This window comes from Joostella sp., assembly GCF_048266025.1.
GTDB classification, from domain to species: domain Bacteria; phylum Bacteroidota; class Bacteroidia; order Flavobacteriales; family Flavobacteriaceae; genus Galbibacter; species Galbibacter atrarenae.
The window spans coordinates 48,681-69,898 of sequence record NZ_JBLXAF010000006.1; the positions used below are offsets into that span (position 1 = coordinate 48,681).

At 32.6% G+C, this 21,218-nt stretch carries 23 protein-coding genes; 19 read left to right on the forward strand and 4 right to left on the reverse strand.

The window, feature by feature from the left end:
• The first annotated feature begins 203 nt into the window (after positions 1–203).
• The 16 genes from ACN0TY_RS11165 (at position 204) to dnaG (ending at position 16,073) form a co-directional block, all read left to right on the forward strand.
• Entirely contained in the window at positions 204–1,031 is an 828-nt protein-coding gene (locus ACN0TY_RS11165) for a prephenate dehydratase (protein WP_236960013.1), read from the forward strand.
• Positions 1,028–2,173, forward strand: coding sequence for a pyridoxal phosphate-dependent aminotransferase (locus tag ACN0TY_RS11170; protein ID WP_417444561.1), 1,146 nt, complete (start codon positions 1,028–1,030; stop codon positions 2,171–2,173). The genes ACN0TY_RS11165 and ACN0TY_RS11170 overlap by 4 nt, the downstream gene beginning before the upstream one ends.
• A gap of 73 nt (positions 2,174–2,246) precedes the next feature.
• Positions 2,247–3,107 (forward strand): prephenate dehydrogenase, encoded by an 861-nt coding sequence (locus ACN0TY_RS11175; protein WP_236960011.1) that lies wholly within the window; start codon positions 2,247–2,249, stop codon positions 3,105–3,107.
• A gap of 11 nt (positions 3,108–3,118) precedes the next feature.
• Positions 3,119–4,201: a bifunctional 3-deoxy-7-phosphoheptulonate synthase/chorismate mutase type II gene (locus ACN0TY_RS11180; protein WP_236960010.1), complete on the forward strand. Its 1,083-nt coding sequence runs from the start codon at positions 3,119–3,121 to the stop codon at positions 4,199–4,201.
• An 87-nt stretch (positions 4,202–4,288) separates the two neighbouring features.
• Positions 4,289–5,239 (forward strand): ribosome small subunit-dependent GTPase A, encoded by a 951-nt coding sequence (gene rsgA / locus ACN0TY_RS11185; protein WP_417444562.1) that lies wholly within the window; start codon positions 4,289–4,291, stop codon positions 5,237–5,239.
• 2 nt (positions 5,240–5,241) lie between these two features.
• A complete protein-coding gene (gene dtd, locus ACN0TY_RS11190; RefSeq protein WP_417444563.1) occupies positions 5,242–5,691 on the forward strand; it encodes a D-aminoacyl-tRNA deacylase in 450 nt (149 codons plus the stop codon).
• Positions 5,692–5,693: 2 nt separating this feature from the next.
• Complete coding sequence (locus tag ACN0TY_RS11195) at positions 5,694–6,020, forward strand: nucleotide pyrophosphohydrolase (RefSeq protein WP_417444564.1); 327 nt, start codon at positions 5,694–5,696, stop codon at positions 6,018–6,020.
• A 97-nt stretch (positions 6,021–6,117) separates the two neighbouring features.
• Positions 6,118–7,347: a 3-phosphoshikimate 1-carboxyvinyltransferase gene (gene aroA, locus ACN0TY_RS11200; protein ID WP_417444565.1), complete on the forward strand. Its 1,230-nt coding sequence runs from the start codon at positions 6,118–6,120 to the stop codon at positions 7,345–7,347.
• A gap of 309 nt (positions 7,348–7,656) precedes the next feature.
• Positions 7,657–8,706 carry a tRNA preQ1(34) S-adenosylmethionine ribosyltransferase-isomerase QueA gene (queA, locus tag ACN0TY_RS11205; protein WP_236960005.1) on the forward strand — a complete coding sequence of 350 codons (1,050 nt, stop codon included), beginning with the start codon at positions 7,657–7,659 and terminating at the stop codon, positions 8,704–8,706.
• Between the two features lie 126 nt (positions 8,707–8,832).
• A complete protein-coding gene (gene rlmN / locus ACN0TY_RS11210; RefSeq protein WP_236960004.1) occupies positions 8,833–9,873 on the forward strand; it encodes a 23S rRNA (adenine(2503)-C(2))-methyltransferase RlmN in 1,041 nt (346 codons plus the stop codon).
• A gap of 48 nt (positions 9,874–9,921) precedes the next feature.
• Entirely contained in the window at positions 9,922–10,329 is a 408-nt protein-coding gene (locus tag ACN0TY_RS11215) for a hypothetical protein (RefSeq protein ID WP_417444566.1), read from the forward strand.
• 50 nt (positions 10,330–10,379) lie between these two features.
• Positions 10,380–11,357 carry a polyprenyl synthetase family protein gene (locus tag ACN0TY_RS11220; RefSeq protein WP_417444567.1) on the forward strand — a complete coding sequence of 326 codons (978 nt, stop codon included), beginning with the start codon at positions 10,380–10,382 and terminating at the stop codon, positions 11,355–11,357.
• A 232-nt stretch (positions 11,358–11,589) separates the two neighbouring features.
• Positions 11,590–12,177 (forward strand): RNA polymerase sigma factor, encoded by a 588-nt coding sequence (locus tag ACN0TY_RS11225; protein ID WP_417444568.1) that lies wholly within the window; start codon positions 11,590–11,592, stop codon positions 12,175–12,177.
• Positions 12,158–12,877, forward strand: a complete 720-nt coding sequence (locus ACN0TY_RS11230; protein ID WP_417444569.1) for a hypothetical protein — start codon at positions 12,158–12,160, stop codon at positions 12,875–12,877. The genes ACN0TY_RS11225 and ACN0TY_RS11230 overlap by 20 nt, the downstream gene beginning before the upstream one ends.
• 27 nt (positions 12,878–12,904) lie before the next feature.
• Entirely contained in the window at positions 12,905–13,954 is a 1,050-nt protein-coding gene (locus ACN0TY_RS11235; protein WP_417444570.1) for a hypothetical protein, read from the forward strand.
• Between the two features lie 115 nt (positions 13,955–14,069).
• The gene (dnaG, locus tag ACN0TY_RS11240; protein ID WP_417444571.1) at positions 14,070–16,073 is read left to right on the forward strand and encodes a DNA primase; all 2,004 of its coding nucleotides are present in this window, start codon (positions 14,070–14,072) and stop codon (positions 16,071–16,073) included.
• 68 nt (positions 16,074–16,141) lie between these two features.
• Here the strand turns inward: dnaG and ACN0TY_RS11245 are convergent, their stop codons facing one another.
• Together ACN0TY_RS11245 and nadE are read right to left on the reverse strand one after the other, a co-directional pair.
• Positions 16,142–16,771 (reverse strand): response regulator transcription factor, encoded by a 630-nt coding sequence (locus ACN0TY_RS11245; RefSeq protein WP_236959997.1) that lies wholly within the window; start codon positions 16,769–16,771, stop codon positions 16,142–16,144.
• A gap of 163 nt (positions 16,772–16,934) precedes the next feature.
• On the reverse strand, positions 16,935–17,726 hold the full coding sequence (gene nadE / locus ACN0TY_RS11250; protein WP_417444572.1) for an NAD(+) synthase: 792 nt from the start codon (positions 17,724–17,726) through the stop codon (positions 16,935–16,937).
• 166 nt (positions 17,727–17,892) lie between these two features.
• On the opposite strand from nadE, the gene gldB reads away from it, so the two are divergent.
• From gldB to ACN0TY_RS11265, 3 genes are read left to right on the forward strand one after another with little or no spacing between them, the layout of a single operon-like run.
• The gene (gene gldB, locus ACN0TY_RS11255; RefSeq protein ID WP_417444573.1) at positions 17,893–18,849 is read left to right on the forward strand and encodes a gliding motility lipoprotein GldB; all 957 of its coding nucleotides are present in this window, start codon (positions 17,893–17,895) and stop codon (positions 18,847–18,849) included.
• Positions 18,849–19,184 carry a gliding motility protein GldC gene (gldC, locus tag ACN0TY_RS11260; RefSeq protein ID WP_236959994.1) on the forward strand — a complete coding sequence of 112 codons (336 nt, stop codon included), beginning with the start codon at positions 18,849–18,851 and terminating at the stop codon, positions 19,182–19,184. Before gldB ends, gldC begins: the two co-directional genes overlap by 1 nt.
• Entirely contained in the window at positions 19,184–19,558 is a 375-nt protein-coding gene (locus ACN0TY_RS11265; protein ID WP_417444574.1) for a GTPase, read from the forward strand. The genes gldC and ACN0TY_RS11265 overlap by 1 nt, the downstream gene beginning before the upstream one ends.
• 76 nt (positions 19,559–19,634) lie before the next feature.
• Here the strand turns inward: ACN0TY_RS11265 and yihA are convergent, their stop codons facing one another.
• A complete protein-coding gene (gene yihA / locus ACN0TY_RS11270) occupies positions 19,635–20,246 on the reverse strand; it encodes a ribosome biogenesis GTP-binding protein YihA/YsxC (RefSeq protein WP_236959992.1) in 612 nt (203 codons plus the stop codon).
• 14 nt (positions 20,247–20,260) lie between these two features.
• Positions 20,261–21,025, reverse strand: a complete 765-nt coding sequence (locus tag ACN0TY_RS11275) for an alpha/beta fold hydrolase (protein WP_236959991.1) — start codon at positions 21,023–21,025, stop codon at positions 20,261–20,263.
• Positions 21,026–21,218: the final 193 nt, after the last annotated feature.

Consider the following 21,218-nt stretch of genomic DNA (forward strand, 5'->3'; position numbering starts at 1 on the left):
ACCCTTTTATATTACAAATTAATAATTACATTAGCAGCGTAAACAAGAAACAACACATGTTAGCAAACGCATACAACTGGAACTTTTATTTCTTTTTCTTTTATTTCTTTAATAAAGGAACGGGACGGTTATAGGTTTTTGCTAATGAAAAATATATATAGAGTCCCGAAATTTTTTCGGGACTTTTTTTATGCCAAATTTTAATGAATAATAAAGTTGCAATACAAGGAATATTAGGATCTTTTCACCACCAAGTGGCGTTAGAATATTTTGGAAAAGAAGTAGTTGTGGATGAGTGTCTGTCTTTCGATGCACTTGTAGATAGCCTAATTAATAAAGAAAGTGATATAGCTGTAATGGCAATTGAGAACTCCATTGCGGGGTCTATAATTCCTAATTATGCGTTGATAAATAATCACGATTTACATATTATTGGGGAGCATTATATAAATGTGCATCACAACTTATTAGTGCTAGATGGGCAAACAATCGATGACATAAAAGAGGTTTATTCGCACCCAATGGCATTGCTTCAATGTAAAGCTTTTTTTAGACAATATCCGCATATAAAACTTATTGAAGATGCAGATACTGCGGAGGCGGCAAGAAGAATTCATCAAGGGCAATTAAAAGGAGTTGGAGCAATAGCAAGTAAAGCAGCGGCATCTATTTTTGAGTTAAAAATGTTGGCCGAAGAAATACAGACTATTGAAAATAATTCTACTCGTTTTGTAATTGTAAAGACTAAGAATTCTGTAATTCCTAAGGAAGAGATTAATAAAGCTTCTATAATGTTCGAATTGGGAACAAAAAGAGGAAGTTTAGCAACTGTTTTAAATGTTATGAGTGATTGTAAGTTAAACTTAACTAAAATACAATCCCTACCAAAAATAGAAACTCCATGGAGATATTCTTTTTATGTAGATGTAACTTTTGAAACTTATGAAGATTTTGAAAAAGCTAAGGCTTTACTAAATATAATGGCATCTCACTTTAAGGTGCATGGAGAATATAAAAATGCAAAGAAATGATACAAGTAGCCAATCGTTTACATAGTGTAGAAGAATATTACTTCTCGAAAAAACTGAGAGAAGTTAGAGAATTAATGGCAGCAGGAAAACCTATTATAAACATGGGGATAGGAAGTCCAGATATGGCTCCTTCCGAAGATGTTTTACAAGCCTTAATTTCTTCTTTAAAAGAAGATAAAGCGCATCAATATCAGAGTTATCAAGGATTGCCTGAGTTGAGAGCTGCGGCTGTAAATTTCTATAAAAAGCATTTTAATGTGACTTTAGATAGCAATACTGAAATATTACCATTAATGGGTTCTAAAGAAGGTATTATGCATATAAGTATGGCTTTTTTAAATGAAGGTGATGAGGTGCTTATTCCTAATCCAGGATATCCTACCTATACATCGGTTACAAAATTAGTTGAAGCCGTTCCTAGATATTACGATTTAACAGCTACAGGTAATTGGCTTCCAGATATAGAGGCTTTAGAGAAAGAAGATCTTTCTAAAGTAAAATTAATGTGGCTTAGTTATCCACATATGCCAACTGGAGCGAATGCTAAAAAAGAAGTTTTTGAAGCGCTAGTGGCTTTTGCTAAAAGGAATGATATTTTATTGGTGAATGACAATCCATATAGTTTTGTTTTAAATGAAAATAGATTGAGTATTCTAGAAATTCCAGGAGCAAAGGATGTTGCTTTAGAGCTAAACTCTTTGAGTAAGACTTTTAATATGGCAGGTTGGAGAGTAGGATTTGTATTTGGAAATGCGACCCATTTAGATGCAGTACTTAAAGTGAAAAGTAATATGGATAGCGGGATGTTTTATGGTTTGCAAAAAGGAGCAATTAAAGCATTAGAATCTTCAGGAGAATGGTATTCTAAATTGAATGAAGTGTATAAAACTCGTAGAGATTTAATCTTTCAATTAGCAGATAAGCTTAATTGTACCTACGATAAAAATGCATCTGGAATGTTTGTCTGGTCAAAACTTCCTTCAGGAGTAAATTCCGCAGAAGAGTTTATAGATAACATTCTTTATGATAAAAGTGTTTTTATAACTCCGGGAACAATTTTCGGAAGCAATGGAGAAGGTTATATCAGATTTTCACTTTGTGTAGGAGAAGATAAAATAAAAGAAGCGATAGAAAGATTTTAATTAAAAAGAATATAAGAGTCGGGACAATAAAATCATCGAATGTTTTGACTCATATTTCTTAAACTATATAGAAATGAATGTATTAATAATAGGCTTAGGTCTCATAGGAGGATCGATGGCGTTGGATATAAAAGCGAACAATAAAGATGCAAAAATTATTGGTTACGATGCTAACGACGCACATATGGAGGAGGCTTTAGCACTAGGTTTTATTGATGAAAAGGGCGTATTTGAAGATGTAGCAAAAGCAGATGTTGTTATTGTTTCTATTCCTGTAAATGCAGCTATTGAGGTGCTTCCAAAAGTTTTGGACATCGTAAAAGAAGACACTTTGGTTTTTGATGTAGGTTCAACAAAAGCTAATATTTGTAATACGTTAGAGAATCATCCAAATAGGAGAAATTTTCTAGCAGCACATCCTATTGCTGGAACTGAGTTTTCAGGACCAAAAGCAGCGATTAGAGAATTATATAAAGACAAAACGAATATTGTCTGTGAAGTGGAAAAGACAGCATTTAAGCTTCAAGAACGTGCATTTAAAATTTTTAATGATTTAGGAATGCGAATTCGGTACATGGAGCCAAAAGCGCATGATAGGCACATAGCTTATGTATCGCATTTATCACATATAAGTTCGTTTATGCTTGGAAAAACAGTAATCGATAAGGAAAAAAATGAGCGTGATATCTTTGATATGGCGGGAAGTGGATTCGAAAGCACAGTGCGTTTAGCAAAAAGTTCACCAGCAATGTGGAGTCCAATTTTTGAACATAATAAAGAGAATGTGATAGAGACTTTAGAAGAATATATTGCAAATCTTCAGAAGTTTAAAAAATTAATGCAAGAAGATGACTTTGATGCTATTTATCAAGAGATGGCAGAAACAAATAGAATAAAAGAAATATTAAAAGGAATTTCAATCAAAACTTCATAAGTAAATTAAAAATGGAAAATTCAGCAGGATTAAGAACATGGTTAGATGAGATGAACTTAGATCATCCATTAGTAATAGCAGGTCCATGTAGCGCAGAAACAGAAGAACAGGTTTTACAAATTGCTCACGAATTAAAAGATAGTGATGTAAATTACTTCCGTGCAGGAATATGGAAACCAAGAACAAGACCAGGAAATTTTGAAGGTGTTGGAGCAATTGGTTTAGAGTGGCTTAAAAAAGTTAAAGAAGAAACAGGCCTAAAAACAGCTACAGAGGTTGCAAATAGAGCACATGTAGAGTTAGCTTTAGAGAATGATGTAGACTTGTTATGGATTGGTGCACGTTCTACAGTGAGTCCGTTTATAATTCAAGAAATTGCTGATGCTCTTGAGGGTACAGATAAAATTGTATTAGTTAAAAACCCTGTAAATCCAGATTTATCTCTTTGGTTAGGTGGAGTAGAGCGTTTATACAGTAAGAATATTAAAAATCTTGGAGTTATTCATAGAGGGTTTTCTACTTATGAAAAATCTAAATACCGTAACAATCCAGAATGGCAATTAGCTATTGAGTTACAGAATAAATTTCCAGATCTTCCTTTAATTTTAGACCCATCTCATATTACAGGAAATAGAGAAATGATTTTTGATGTTTCTCAAACTGCTTTAGATCTTAATTACGATGGATTGATGATCGAAACACATACAACTCCAGATAAAGCTTGGAGTGATGCAGCTCAACAAGTTACTCCAGATACTCTTAAGAATATTATGAGAGATCTTAAAATAAGAAAAGAAACTGATGAAGAGGCAGAATACACTAGTAAACTTACTAATTCTCGTGCTCAGATAGACGTTATTGATAATTCTTTAATTGAATTATTAGGAAAGAGAATGAAGGTTTCTGATGATATCGGGAAATTGAAAAAACAACGTAACGTTGCTGTACTTCAGTCTAAAAGATGGAATGAGATCCTAGGAAAGATGATTATGGATGGTGAAGAAAAAGGATTAAGTGAAGAGTTTATCTTACGTATTTTTAAAGCAATTCACCAAGAGTCTATTAACCACCAAGAAAAGGTAGTTAAAGGATAATTGAAGATTAGGATATAGAAGTCAAAAGTACCAAGCTAACATTTCGTTAACTTCTAAATTTGTACTTTTGACTTCTTACTTTTTAATATGACAGGAATAGTTTATAAATCGACTGGAAGCTGGTACAGCGTTAAAACGAATGACGGAGAATTCTATAATTGTAGAATCAAAGGAAAATTCAGAATTCAAGGTATAAAAAGTACCAATCCGGTAGCAGTAGGTGATGTTGTAGAGATAGATTTAGATTCTATTGGAGGGGAAACCATAGGTGTTATAAAAGATATACATGAACGTAAGAATTATATTATTCGTAAATCTGTAAATCTTTCTAAAAGAACACATATTATTGGTGCCAATATCGATAATGCCTTTTTATTAGTCACATTAAATAACCCAACTACATTTACTGATTTTATAGATCGTTTTTTAGTTACTTCGGAAGCTTATCATATAACTCCAATTTTACTTTTTAATAAAATTGATTCTTATGATGAAGCAGCACTTGAAGACCTACGTTTCTTAGTTCATATTTATAGAGATATCGGTTATAAATGTGTGGAAGTATCTGCAACAAACGGAACTAATATAGATGAGGTAAAGCAATTAATGGAAGGTAAAACAAGCATTTTTACGGGACATTCTGGTGTTGGTAAGTCTACCTTAGTAAATGCAATTGAGAGTGGTTTGGATTTAAAAACAGCCGAAATTTCAGAGCAACACAAGCAAGGGCAGCATACCACTACATTTGCAGAAATGTTCGATCTAAGTTTTAATGCTCGTATTATAGATACTCCTGGAATTAAAGGCTTTGGAATTGTAGACATGGAAAAACATGAAATAGGAAACTATTTTCCAGAATTCTTTGCCCTTAAAAATGATTGTAAATTTAATAACTGTTTGCATATAGATGAGCCTAAATGCGCAGTTAAAGATGCGTTAGAGGCAGGGAAGATTGCATGGAGTCGTTATAAGAGCTATATCCAAATTATAGATGGGGAAGAAGAGAATTATAGAACAGATATTTACGGAGATTCTTAATTATGAAAGTAGTAATACAACGTGTTTCTGAAGCAAGCGTTACTATAGAAGGTCAAATAAAATCAAGCATAAATAATGGATTACTTATTCTATTAGGTATTGAAGATGCTGATGGAAAAGAAGATATCGAATGGCTCTGTAGAAAAATAGCAGGCTTACGTATTTTTAATGATTCTGAAGGAGTGATGAATCTTTCTTTAAAGGATGTAGGAGGAGATGCAATTGTAGTGAGTCAGTTTACGTTACATGCTTCAACAAAAAAGGGAACAAGACCTTCTTATATTAAGGCAGCTAAACCGACGGTTGCTATTCCGTTATATGAAAGTTTTATTAAGCATTTAGAAACCGAAATTGGACAAGAAGTTGGAACTGGTGAGTTTGGAGCCGATATGAAAGTCTCTTTGCTAAATGATGGACCAGTAACGATTATAATAGATTCAAAAAATAGATAATCATGGACATAAAAAACTCACAGCTAGAAGTAGATAATTGGATAAAGGAGCACGGTGTTCGTTATTTTAATGAACTTACCAATATGGCTCAGCTTACCGAAGAAGTAGGAGAAGTAGCAAGAATAATTGCTCGTAGATATGGGGAGCAAAGCGAAAAGGAGAGCGATAAAGGGAAAGACCTTGGAGAGGAATTGGCAGATGTTGTATTTGTAGTGCTTTGTCTTGCGAATCAAACGGGAATCGATTTACAAGCTTCTTTTGATAAGAAAATGGGTGTTAAAACGGAACGTGATCACGATAGACATCATAACAATCAGAAATTGAAATAATTTTTCAATCAATTAATTCCAAACAGGCTAAATTAAAAGTCTTAACCTATTCAAATCTCGATTATCGAGTAATAATAACCACTAGAAATTTATAATTGTGAACTTACTTTTATCTTCCAATCAGCATAATTTACACCAACATATAACAATTACTGGGTCTAAAAGTGAAAGCAATCGAGCTTTACTTTTACAGGCATTATATCCAAATATTACAATTGAGAATCTGTCTAATTCTGATGATTCTCAAGTAATGAAAAAAGGGCTTCAAGTATATAATGGAGAAGTAGATATTCATCATGCAGGCACTGCAATGCGTTTTCTAACGGCCTTTTTTGCTACTCAAGCTGAAAGAAATGTTGTTTTAACTGGTTCCCAAAGGATGACCGAGCGTCCAATAAAAATTTTAGTAGATGCACTTCGTCAATTAGGGGCAGAAATAGAATATGTAAAAGATGAAGGATATCCTCCATTAAAAATAAAAGGGAAAAAAATAACTAATAATAAAGTCTCTTTGGCTGCCAATGTAAGTAGTCAATATATCTCTGCACTGTTACTGGTGGCTCCTACTTTAGAAAATGGATTGGAGTTAACATTAGAAGGTAAAATAACATCCGTCCCATATATTAAAATGACTTTGGCATTACTCACAGAAATAGGAGTTAAAAGCGATTTTTCTGGTAATGTGATTACTGTGTCACCGCAAAAAGAAGTTGTAGATAAAACTTTGATTGTAGAATCTGATTGGAGTTCAGCGTCTTATTTTTATGGAATTTCAGCCTTATGTAATGTAGGTTCAGAGATTTCGCTTTCTAGTTACAAAGCAACAAGTCTCCAAGGGGATAGCGTTCTTAAAGAGCTTTATAAGCAGTTTGGAGTAGAAACAATATTTAATAAAACTATAGTTACACTAAAAAAAGTAAGAGAGGTTTCTAAAGATGAGGTTATCAATTTTGATCTGGCAAACGCTCCAGATATTGCACAAACAATAGCTGTAACTTGTTTCGGGTTGGGATTAAAATGTGAGCTTTCTGGGCTTCATACTTTAAAAATCAAAGAGACAGATCGATTAGAAGCGTTAAAAACGGAGTTATCAAAATTGGGAGCAAATATATCAGTTACTGATAAAGAATTATTTTTACAGCCTTCAGGAGAAATAAAAGAAAATGTAGCTATAGATACTTATAACGATCATAGAATGGCAATGGCTTTTGCTCCTTTAGCTTTAAAAGTTCCAATAAGAATAAACGATGCAGAAGTAGTTTCTAAATCGTATCCAGATTTTTGGAAAGACATGGAAGCATTGCATTTTAAAGTTAGCGAAGTATAGTTGTTTTTATAATTTGCTTATTTCTTTTACCATCAAAATAATTTTATAAAGTGTAAAATACTGATTATAAGAAATAATTGCTGTTTTACTTGACAACCCCTATGCTCATATTGTATATTTGCAGCTCGCAAAAATGCGATTATAGGAATTAATGTGCATAAAGCGTTCAATTCCTTATTATATATAACAGATTTGAGTTTAGAAAGTTACGTATTAATATATTCCGATTTTTCTATTATCGATTAATGATTATTAGAATATCGGTTTTTTATTTGAACGATTTTCGACTCTAAAAAAAGAAAATAGCAGATGAAATTATCACATTTTAGTTTTGACCTTCCACCGGAATTATTAGCAGAATACCCATCGGAGCATAGAGATGAAGCGCGTTTGATGGTTCTTAATAGAAAAGAAGAGACTATTGAGCACAAACAGTTTAAAGATCTGATTGATTATTTTGATGAAGGAGATGTAATGGTACTTAACAATACTAAAGTTTTTCCTGCTAGATTGTTTGGTAACAAAGAAAAAACTGGAGCTCGTATTGAAGTATTCTTATTAAGAGAATTAAATGTAGAGCAACGTCTTTGGGATGTATTAGTTGATCCTGCTAGAAAAATTAGAATTGGAAATAAATTATATTTCGGTGATGATGAAAGCTTAGTAGCAGAAGTTATCGATAATACTACATCTAGAGGGAGAACGCTTCGTTTTTTATACGATGGTTCTTATGAAGAATTCAGAAAAAAATTAAATGATTTAGGAGAAACGCCACTTCCTAAATACATCAAAAGAGATGTTGAAGAGTCTGATGAAGAGCGTTACCAGACTATATATGCAAAAACAGAAGGGGCTGTAGCTGCACCAACAGCAGGACTTCACTTTTCTAAGCATTTATTAAAGCGTTTAGAAATAAAGGGAATTGACTTTGCTGAGCTAACACTTCACGTAGGTCTTGGAACTTTTAATCCAGTTGAGGTTGAAGATCTTTCTAAGCATAAAATGGACAGTGAAGAATTGTTTATAGAGCAACGTACTGCTGATATTGTAAATAACGCGAAGAAAAATAAGCGTAAAGTATGTGCTATTGGTACTACTGCAATGCGTGGATTAGAAAGTGCTGTTTCTTCAGATTTAAAATTGAATCCTTATGAAGGGTGGACTAATAAATTTATTTTCCCTCCTTATGACTTTAGTATAGCTAATTGTATGGTTACAAATTTCCATACTCCAAAATCTACATTATTAATGATGATTTCTGCTTTTGCAGGTCATGATTTTGCAATGAAAGCATATAAAGAGGCAATCAAAGAAGGATATAAGTTTTATTCTTACGGAGATGCAATGCTTATATTATAATATAAAAATAAGATGATTATAAAAGTCCTGCTCTTGTAATGAGCAGGACTTTTTTGTTCTTCAAAGTTTGTTACAACTTTGTTATCTCTATTCGTAAATCATAAATCAAAACGTATCTTTGCACCTATGCAAGCATCAAAAAAGGACATACGCGCATTAACTAAAGAACAACTCCGAGATTTCTTTGTATCTCAAGGAGATAAGGCTTTCCGTGGAAATCAAGTTTATGAATGGCTATGGGGGAAGGCGGCTTATTCTTTTGAAGCAATGACCAACCTTTCTAAAGAAACTAGGGAAATGCTAGAGGCTAACTTTGTAATCAACCATATTAAGGTAGATCAAATGCAGCGTAGTAGTGACGGTACCATAAAAAATGCTGTTCGTTTACACGATGATCTTATTGTAGAGTCGGTTTTAATTCCTACTTCTACAAGAACTACGGCTTGTGTTTCTAGTCAGGTAGGATGTAGTTTAGACTGTAAGTTTTGTGCTACTGCTAAGTTAAAACGTATGCGTAATCTTAATCCAGATGAGATTTACGATCAGGTAGTTGCTATAGATAATGAAAGTAGGTTGTATTTTGATAAGCCCTTATCTAATATTGTTTTTATGGGGATGGGAGAACCGCTTATGAATTACAATAACGTATTGGCAGCTATTGAGAAAATTACTTCTCCAGAAGGGTTAGGAATGTCGCCACGTAGAATAACGGTTTCTACATCTGGAGTTCCTAAGATGATTAAGAAGATGGCAGATACAGAGGTGAAGTTTAAATTGGCAGTTTCATTACATTCTGCTATCGATGAGATTAGAACTTCTATAATGCCTTTTAATGCTACTTTTCCTTTAGCAGATTTACGAGAAGCACTTCAGTATTGGTTTGATAAAACAAAGAGTAGAATTACGTATGAGTATGTTGTTTGGAGAGGTATAAACGATACTCGTAAAGATGCAGATGCATTGGTTCAGTTCTGTAAATTTGCCCCTTCTAAAGTCAATATCATTGAATATAACCCTATTGGTGATGATGAATTTAATCAAGCAGATTCTAGCGCGATAGATATGTATCAAAAGGTTTTAGAGCGTAATGGAATTACAGTAACGGTAAGACGTTCTCGAGGAAAAGATATTGATGCTGCTTGCGGGCAGCTGGCAAATAAATCATAGACAAAAAGTAGTTTAATTTTTTTATATTGTAGTGTAAAATGTCAAGTCATGGAGCTACAATCCGGAGATTTAAAAATTATAAATAATGCACTTCATATAAATGATGGTCAGAAACGGCAATACTTATACCTAAAAATTGCTTTGTTTATGGGATTTGTAAACGGAGCTGTTAATTTATACCATTATTTTAAAGGGCAAACACATTATAGCTACTTGTTGATAGGTATAGGGTTAATATGTGCTTTTGCATTGATATGGTTTTTCCAATATTCTAATAAAGAGGTTATTTCTTTTGAAGAAATCCAGGAAATAAAATATAAGAATATTTTAAATAGGAAGTCATTTATGATTCGTTTAAAATCTGGACGAAAAAGGGAGCTATTCTTTCCGAGATATAAATCTGATTCTAACAAACTCATTGCTTTATTTCAAGATAAAGGTTTTCTTAAAAAATAAATAGGAGGCTTTTTATAACCTTGTATTTTAATACTATATTTACGCTTTCTATGAAGGTAGTAGAACAAATTAAAGAGCCGATACGTCATGAGATGGAACTTTTTGAAAAAAAGTTCCATGAATCGATGTCTTCAAAAGTAGCCTTACTCAACCGTATTACATATTATATTGTAAATCGAAAGGGTAAGCAAATGCGCCCTATGTTTGTTTTTCTTGTAGCAAAAATGGTTTCCGATGGAGCTGTTAATGATCGTACCTATCGAGGAGCGAGTGTTATCGAACTTATTCATACAGCTACCTTGGTTCACGATGATGTGGTAGACGATAGCAATAGGAGGCGTGGATTCTTCTCCATAAATGCTTTATGGAAAAATAAAATAGCGGTTTTAGTAGGAGACTACCTTCTTTCTAAAGGGCTACTTCTTTCTATTGATAATGAAGATTTTGATCTCCTGAAGATAATTTCTGTTGCTGTTAGAGAGATGAGTGAAGGGGAATTACTTCAAATAGAGAAAGCAAGACGCTTAGATATAACAGAAGCTGTTTATTATGAAATAGTTCGTCAGAAAACGGCAACATTAATTGCGGCGTGCTGTAGTTTAGGTGCATGTTCTGTAAAACCGAATTCTGATGAAGTTGAAAAGATGCGAAAGTTTGGAGAGCTGATAGGAATGGCTTTTCAGATAAAAGATGATCTTTTTGATTATACAGATGGACCGATAGGAAAACCTACAGGAATAGATATAAAAGAGCAAAAAATGACGCTTCCTCTTATTTATACGTTAGATAATTGTAGTAAAGAAGAGCGCAAGTGGCTTATAAACTCCGTTAAGAAACACAACAAAGATAAAAAGCGAGTTAATGAGGTTATTGCTTTTGTAAAAGACAAGGGAGGTTTAATTTATGCTGAAGAAAAAATGATTGCATTTCAGCAAGAAGCTCTTTTGTTATTAGCAGATTTCCCACCTTCAGTTTACAAAGATTCTTTAGAGCTTATGGTAAATTACGTGATTGAGCGTAAAAAATAAATATAAAATTCTCCTTACTATACTTACTTTTATAGTAGTTGCTACGATTTACTTTTGTAGCAATCTCTTTTAAACAATTACATTTTTTTTAATTAAAAGAACTGTTTCTCTTTATAGTTATTATGTATTTTTAATATGCTGTTTATATATGAATTAGCTATTATTTTTAAATAAAATAACAACCTAGGCAACCTTTCTTAAAAAGCAAACGTCTTTTTAAATAGAACTAACAATGAAACGGGTCTTGAAAATCATACAACTTAACAGTAACGAGCAGAAGCTTATAGAAAAGGCAAGGAAGGGAAGTAGAGATGCGCAACATAAAATATACTTACAATTTTCGCCTAAAATGCTTTCTGTATGTCGGTATTATATAAAAGATATTCATTATGCTGAAGATGTTATGATAACTGCTTTCTACAAAGTTTTTAAAAAGATAGAAACTTTTAAGAGTGAAGGTAGTTTTGAAGGATGGATTCGTAAAATTATGGTTCGAGAATGTTTAAGCTTTATAAGAAGTAAAAAGGAAATAATCTTTTTAGAAAATGAAAATGATTATCCTAAGGAAGATTTTGTCTTGGATAAATACCATGAACTTCTTGAAGTAGAAGAAATTCAGGTTTTAATAGATGCGCTTCCAGATGGTTATAAATCTGTATTCTTGTTATTTGCTGTTGAAGGATATTCTCATAAAGAAATAGCTTTACAGTTAAATATTGCAGAAAGTACATCTAAATCTCAATTGTTTAAAGCTAGAAGGGTGCTTCAGGAAAATATTAAAGAATTTAAAAATAGTAATTATGAGTCTCAATCCTCTTAATAATCATATAAAGAAAACTTTAGAAGAACGAAAAATTAATCCTTCTAAAGATGCATGGGAGCGTTTGGAGTCCAAGTTGAATACAGATGGTAATTCAAAAAGGAAAAATATAGCTATGGTGTATTGGGTAGCAGCAGTATTTGTTGTGATTTTAGTTAGTAGTATTTATTTAATTAATTCATCCAATCAAGATATACATTTAGAGGTAGTAAAACAAAATGTTCAAGACCCTATTGAAGAGCCTATAAAAAAGAACCCAGAAATACTAAATGAGCAAATTATAGAAGCATCTAACAGCATGGCTACTAAAAAGTCAGTGTCAGATGAGTTAAATGAAAATAAAGCTTCGCAATCTAAAAAGGCTATCGAGTATGTTGAAGATGGAACTTCGGTTTTGGTAGCAGAAAGAAAGAAGGAAACTATTGAATCAGATAAAATTAATGATGTGGCTTCGAAAATAATAGAGTTGAAAGAGGGTACAAGTGTTACAGATGAAGAGATAAATGCACTTTTATTAGAAGCTCAAAAGTCAATCTATAATGAAAAAATGCATAATAAGCGGCCGGATAGCCTCAGTGCAATGGCGCTTTTAGACGAAGTAGAAACAGAACTAGATCAATCTTTTAAAGAGAAAGTCTTCGAAGTTATCAAAGAAAGATTGATGAGAGTTAAATCTGCTGTAGCCGACCGTAATCAATAGTTTATTCATCAATCAAAATCAAAAATCATGTTTAGAATTAAAATTTATATCGCCATAGCGATAGTACTCCTTAATGTCCATTATGTATTGGGACAGGAAGTATCAGATACTTTAAAAGTTGTAACACCTTTGTCAAAGATCGAGTTATTACAAAAACAGAAGGAACAAGTAATAAATGACGAGAAAGCTAGGCTTAAGAGGGAGGTTGAAAAAATAACAGAAGATCAGTCTAGTGGAGTTTTAACAAGTACTGAAGCGGAGAATAAGAAAAAGGAAGCCGCAGAAATAGCAGCAAAGAATATCGAGAATAAAATTGCAATATTGGATAATAATATAGCATTGCTGCAAAGGGGAGAGGATCTTTTTATTGAAGAAGATATTGTGAAAGAAGATGTATTAGAAGAACCCAATAATTGTAAATATAAACGAGTTTATGATAAAAGAACAAGCTCAGCTATTTATGTAGCTTTTGGATTTAATCATGGGTTGATTGATGGAGTTTCTTTTAATGATACACCATATCAGATTGGAGGAAGTAAATTCTTTGAGGTTGGTTGGCAATGGAAAACTCGTCTTCTTAAAAATAGTAATGCAATAAGATTAACTTATGGAATTTCGTATCAATCGAACGGGATTAAGGCAGCAGATAATTTGTACTTCGTAAAAGAGGGAAATATAACATCTTTAGAAACTTATGAGGGTAAAGTTCATAAAGCTAAATTGCGAATGGATAATTTTGTAGTCCCTGTATTTTTTGAATTTGGGCCTTCAAAAAAGGTAGAGCGAGAAGATTATTTTAGATATGATACGCGACATAAATTTGTAACTGGAATTGGAGGTTATGCAGGCCTAAACTCAAGTACTAGACAAAAATTAAGAGCTACTAATTTAGAGGGTGTAAAGTCGGAACAAAAGATAAAAGACAATTATAACACAAATAATTTTATTTATGGAATTGCTGGTTATATAGGTTATGGAGGTGTATCGTTATATGTGAAATATGATTTAAATGATATGTTTAAAGAGCCAAATGTAGAACAGCACAATATATCCTTAGGACTTCGATTTGAAATATAAATTTCAATAAAAAAGTGTCATCAGTAACGTTATAAGGTTATAATATTACTTATTTTTGATTCCTGCTTTAAGTGGGAATCATTTTTTTATAAATTCTTTTAAAAATTATTTTCAATTGATTTCAAAGTCGACCATAGATAAAGTTTTTGATGCTTCTCGCGTAGAGGAGGTGATTGGTGATTTTGTACAATTAAAGAAATCGGGGTCTAGCTTTAAAGGGCTTAGTCCATTTTCTGATGAGCGAACACCTAGTTTTATGGTTTCTCCTGTGAAACAAATCTGGAAAGATTTTAGTAGTGGGAAAGGTGGGAATGTTGTGGCTTTCCTTATGGAACACGAACATTATACATATCCTGAAGCTATTAAATACTTAGCTAGGAAATATGGGATTGAAGTAGAGGAGACAGAGCAAACTAACGAAGCTAAAGAGAAATCTAGTGAGCGTGAAAGTATGTATTTGGTTTCTGAATTCGCTCAAGACTATTTTCAAAAAACATTAAAAAATAGTGAGTTAGGAAAAGCAATTGGTGGAACTTATTTTAAAGAGCGTGGTTTTACCCAAGAAACTATAGAAAAATTTAAACTAGGATACTCTTTAGATCAGTGGGATGCTTTTACAAAAGAAGCGCTTGGAAAAGGATATCAATTAGATTTTTTAGAAAAAACGGGGTTAACTATTGTAAAGGAGAAAGAGGGTTCTGGAGATAAGAGAATGTTCGATCGATTTAAAGGTCGAGTAATGTTCCCTATTCACTCTATGAGTGGCCGTGTTTTAGGTTTTGGAGGTCGTATTCTAACATCAGATAAAAAGGCTGCAAAATATTTAAATTCCCCTGAGAGTGAGATATATCATAAGAGTAAAGTGTTGTATGGTATTTATCATGCAAAGCAAGCTATAGCCAAACAAGATAATTGTTATTTAGTTGAAGGTTATACAGATGTGATACAGTTTAATCAAAGCGGAATAGAAAATGTTGTAGCTTCTAGTGGAACTGCTTTGACGTCGGATCAAATTCGACTTATAAATAGATTAACAAAGAATATTACGGTTCTCTTTGATGGTGATGCTGCTGGGATTCGAGCTTCTATTAGAGGTATAGATTTGATTTTGGAACAAGGAATGAATGTTAAGATTTGTACTTTTCCTGAAGGTCAAGATCCAGATAGCTACGCAAGAGAAAATGATCATGAAGAGTTAGTTGCTTTTTTAGAAGAAAATGCAACCGATTTTATACGTTTTAAAGCTTCTTTACTGGTTAAAGATGCTGAAAACGATCCTATAAAAAAGGCTGATACTATTCGTGAGATTGTAAATAGTATCTATAAGATTCCAGATAGAATCCAACGGGAGGTATACATCCAAGAGTGCTCCAGGATAATGGATATTTCTGAAGATGTTTTATATAATACATTAGCTCAATTAGGTAATAAAGAGAAATCGGATGCTAATAAAAAGCATAAAGAAGAAAAAAGAAATAATACATTTGATGTTGTAAAATCTGGAAAAGAGGGAGGAAGTAGAAAAATAGATCAGCTAAATCAATTAGAAAAATCTATTATAGGAATCCTACTTTTTCATGGAAGTAAAACAGAAACATTTACCGATGTAATTTTAGAAGAAAATGACAAAGGGGAAATGTTGGAGAAGGAGATTAAAGTCGAAATGAAAGTCTATGAAAAAATATTTTTAGACTTACAGGCTGATGAAATTGAGTTTACAAATGAAAAATTTCATCGTATATATGCTATTCTTATAGAAATGTATAATGTTGAAGGAAGTTTAAAAATGGATGATTTTCTACATTCTTTAAGTTTTGAAGAAAATGCTGAGGTAGTAGATATTCTCATGAATGAAGAAAAATATTCCTTATCAAATTGGGAAAGTAAGGATATTCTTGTGAAAGATAAAGATATGTCTGTTAATCTATTGGTGCATCAGACAATAGCGATGCTTCGATTGAAATTATTGAATATGTTAGTAGACAGTATTCATGAAATAATTGGGGCTAATAATAATGCAACATTAGATCAAATGGAAGATATAAAAAACTATTGGGATTTAAGAAAGAAACTGTCAGACCGATTCGGATTGGTTACTAACACTACGTTTTATAGCTAACCAAATTTCATTATAGCACATAAAAAAACACTCCTAGGAGTGTTTTTTTATGTGCTATATATACTTTTTTAATACAATTCTAATGCTTTTGCTTGTTGTAGCATATCAACCATATTATCTACATTTAATTTTCTCATAAGTCGAGCTTTGTAAGTACTTACTGTTTTTTCATTAAGTCCTAACTCTTCGGCAACTTGTTTATTTCTTCTTCCTGAAGCTAGTAATTTAAGTACTTCCACTTCACGAGTAGATAATTTTCTAAATAGTTTTCGTGGTTTGTTAGTGCTTTCATCAAAGGCAAGGCGTTGCGCTAGTTCATTTGTAATAAACATACCTCCGTCTGCTACTTTAGTTATTGCACTAATTAGAGTCTCGATAGAAGCAGATTTAGAAACATATCCAGAAGCTCCAGCTCTTAAAGTGCTTAGCGCATATACATCTTCAGCTTGCGCACTGTATATAAGGATTTTAATATCCTTCTTATCCTTCTTAAGTCTTCTTAATGCGGTGATACCATTAACTTCAGGAATATCCATTTCTAATAGAATCACGTCCGGATTTTTAACAGTTAACGTGCTGAATAATTCAGATGTAGTACTTGCACTTCCGATAAATTCGAGAGTATCATTGTTTTGTAAAGCTGTCTCTAAGCCCATTCTAACGATGGGGTGGTTATCAGCAACTAAAACTTTAATCATAATAAAGACTTTTTAAAGTTCGTTTTAAATAAGCCACAACAAAATAGAAAATAGTTAATATACTTCATAGCGACTTTGGGGGTATCCTTTGTTAATTTGTAAGTAAATATAGTAAAAATTAGTTTTAAAGTCAACTATGAGAAAAAAAATAATAAAAATATATTTATTTTTTCAATTCAGCAGGTATTTCACAAACAGGAATAGGATCCATTTTATGTCTATTTGCTTTATTTAATCTTGTATATATTGTTAGGACTTCTTTTTTTCTTCCTTCAAAATCTGCTGCTGTTTTTCCTTGATCTGTAGCTTCCATTGCCCATTCTAATTCAGGATATGAAGCTCCTATTTGATCTTCATCTGTTCTGTCATCTCCCCATAAGCCATCAGTCGGAGCTGCTTTCTGTATTGCTTGGTTAATTCCTAAAACTTTGGCAATATTGTAAACTTCTGTTTTTAATAAATCTGCAATAGGACTTAGGTCTACACCACCATCACCATATTTTGTATAGAAGCCTACACCAAAGTCTTCCACCTTGTTCCCGGTTCCTGCTACTAAGTATTTTTCTTGAGTAGCGAAATAATACAAAGAGGTCATTCGCAATCTCGCTCTAGTATTTGCTAAAGCCATAAAGCGATCTTCTTCTTTTTCTACCTTCGGAAGAGCAGCTACCAAACTATCAAATACAGGAGTTAAGTTTACCTGCTTACTTAATACACTTGGGTAGCTTTTTTGAAGCCAATCTATATGGTCTAAAGCTCTGCTTACTTGATTTTCTGCTTGATGAATAGGCATTTCTAAGCACAGTACATCTAAACCTGTTTTAGCGCATAATGTGGATGTTACTGCGGAGTCTATTCCACCAGAAATTCCGATAACAAAACCTTTCATGTTAGCATTCTCTGCATAGTCTTTTAACCAAGTAACGATGTGATCTATTATTTTTTCTGTTTTCATAATTTGTGTCTTTGTATTGCGTTATCAAAAGGTAATTAAAAAGAATTTTTTTATCTGTAGTAAAACTTTAGGACTAACTTTTACTTTCAGTTAACTTTGTAAACAAATGTAACAGATTCTTAAATTTTTAAAAAGCATAATAGCTAAAGGTTTTTAAATAATGCATATGAATAAATTTTATTGCTTTCTTATTGTCATTTCGTTAATTAGTTGCTTTAAAGCGGATAGATTGGAAGATGAAATATCAAAAATTGATACTCAAGCTAAGATAGTTAGGTTTGATAAGACTTTTGCAAATGCTGATAAAAGTGACTTAGGAGCTTTAAAAAAGGAATTTCCTTATTTATTTCCAGCTGAATATCCAGACAGTGTTTGGGTTGCTAGAATGAACGATTCTTTACATCAAGATGTTTATAATGAAATCCGTTTAAAATATAACGATTTTGAGACAGATACATCGCAGATAAAATCGGTCTTTCAACATGTTAAATATTATTTCAAGGATTTTAAAGCCCCTAAAGTTATCACTGTAATTTCTGATGTAGATTATAAAAACAGGGTAATTTATGCAGATAGTTTGATGTTGATAGGCTTGGATAATTATTTAGGAAGTGACCATAGATATTATGGCGGAATCCAACAATATATTAAGAAGAATTTCACAGCAACTCAAATACCAATTGACGTTGCAAAAACGATCGGAAGAAGTAAAATCGCAGCTCCAAAGGATAGAACATTTCTTGGTGAGTTGATTCAGTATGGAAAACTTTATTATCTAATAGACCTATTTATTCCTTCAGCTGAAAAAAACAATATAATAGGATATACTATTGATGAATATGATTGGGCGCTTGCAAATGAAAATTATGTGTGGCGTTATTTTATTGAAAAAGAATTGCTTTTTTCTACAGATGCAAAACTAGGGGAGCGTTTTATCAATCCAGCTCCTTTTTCTAAGTTTTACCTAGAAATAGATGGAGATTCTCCAGGGAGGATTGGTCAATTTATAGGTTGGCAAATAGTGGCTTCTTATATGCAAAATAATGAAGTATCTTTGCAGCAAATGCTGAACACTTCAGCAGAAGAAATTTTTAATAAATCAAGATATAAACCAGAAAAGTAATGGCTAAAACTTATAGCTCAGACATTAATCTAAATATAGAGTTAGACGAGAATAGAGTCCCAGAAAAGTTGCGTTGGACAGCAAAAGATGGTGGTGTAGAAAATGAAAAAGCAAAAGCATTTTTGTTATCTGTATGGGATAGTGAAAAACAAGAAACTTTAAAGATTGATCTTTGGACAAAAGATATGCCTGTAGATGAGATGAAGAAATTCATGCATCAAACGTTAGTTTCTTTGAGTGATACTTTTAATCGTGCAACTCAAGACGAAAAAATGACAGCTACAATGCGTGATTTTTGTGATTATTTTGCTGAAAAATTAGAGCTTAAAAAATAATGAGCAAGCCTACACTTCTTTTTGTTTATAATGCAAAGGCAGGTATGGTTAATGGGCTTTTTGATGCTGCTCACAAAATTGTGAGTCCAAATACCTATGCTTGTAGTCTTTGTAAACTTACTCATGGTAACTTTAAAGAAAAGGAAGTGTGGCGTTCTTTTAGGACAAATAATAATGTTGCGATGGAATTTTTATATAAGGAGCATCTTAACGAGAGGTATCCTGAGTTTCTGGCAGCGCACAAATTACCACTAGTCCTTATAGAAGAAGAGAATTGCTCTCCAGAAATATTCTTGACGTCAGATCAGATTGCAGCTAACTCTACAGTTGAGTCTTTAATTGAAACTATAAAAGAGAACCTTCCAACAACTTAAAACCGTCTACTTTTATAATATAGGTATATAAAGGTTTATGTTTGTGAATACGTGAAGAGTTAGTACAGCGCTTAGCTTATTTTTGCTTGTAAAACTCTTGATTAATAGTGTCTATATATTCAAGAAGTTCATCTTTACCAGTTCCATTTGCAGAAGAGGTTATAAAATGATTAGGAGCTTCCGCCCAAACACCAGCAGTTAGCGTGTCTAAATATTTCTGTACATCACGCTCTATAGCTTTAGGCTTTAGCTTATCTGCTTTAGTGAAGATTATAGAAAATGGAATCTGATGTTCTCCAAGCCATTCCATAAATTCCATATCTATTTTTTGAGGTTCATGTCTTATGTCTATCAAAACAAAAGCAGAAACCAATTGTTGTCTTTCTTCGAAATACTTGGTTATAAATTTCTGAAATGTATTTTTAGTTTTCTTAGAAACTTTGGCATATCCATAGCCAGGTAAATCTACTAAAAACCAATTTTCATTAATTTTAAAATGATTTATAAGCTGTGTCTTTCCTGGTTTTCCAGATATTTTAGCTAAATGCTTACGGTCGGTAAGCATATTGATAAGCGAAGATTTTCCAACATTAGATCTTCCTATAAACGCATATTCAGGTAATGGCTCGTTAGGGCATTTTGAAACATCCGAATTACTTATAATAAAAGTGGCGGATTTGACTTGCATAGTTCTATTGTTGTTTAAAATTTTCGCTCGTTTAACCAGTCTTCCAAAATTGTATTGAATTGGTCAGGGTGTTCCATCATTGGAGCGTGCCCACATTTCTCAATCCAAAATAAGTTTGAATCTGGAAGAAGTTCATGAAATTCTTTAGCTACAGTAGGAGGTGTTACAGAGTCATCCTCACCCCAGATTATACATGTAGGAGTAAGCATATGCGGTAAGTCTTTCGCCATATTATGACGAATAGCGCTCTTTGCAATGGCTAAGGTTTTGATTAATTTATTACGATCGTTTACGGTAGCAAATACCTCGTCTACAATTTCTTTGGTAGCTACTTTAGGATCGTAAAAAACATCCTGACTTTTCTTTTTGATAAATTCGTAGTCACCTCTTTTTGGGTAACCGTCTCCCATTGCATTTTCATACAATCCAGAACTTCCAGTAATAACCAAAGCTTTGGTTCTTTTTGGGTATAGTTTTGTGTGTAAAAGACCAATGTGTCCACCTAAGGAGTTTCCAAGTAAAATCACATCGTTTAAATCTTTATGATCAATGAATTTCTCTAAATAGTTTGCAAAACTTTTAACATTTGTCTTTAATAAAGACATGTTATATATCGGTAATTCGGGTATTAAAACTTTGTACCCGCGAGTTGAAAAGTAATCGGCGACGTTATTAAAATTGCTCAATCCTCCCATCAATCCGTGTAGGACAATAATGGGGGTTCCTTCTCCAACCTCTAAATAAGTAAATTTACCTTCCTTCTTTAAATCGTGTACCATTAAGGGTTTGTTACATTTCTTGGGAAACAAATATAGGCATTTCGAACGTATAATAAACCATTTCTATGCGATGCAAATATTTGATCTTCTAAAAAGGGCAAAATTAGGGTTTTTCCTGGTTTAAATATCAACTTTAAGGTTATTAACAATTTTATAACTATTGGATTTACTGCTGTTTGCGTGGTAGTGGGTA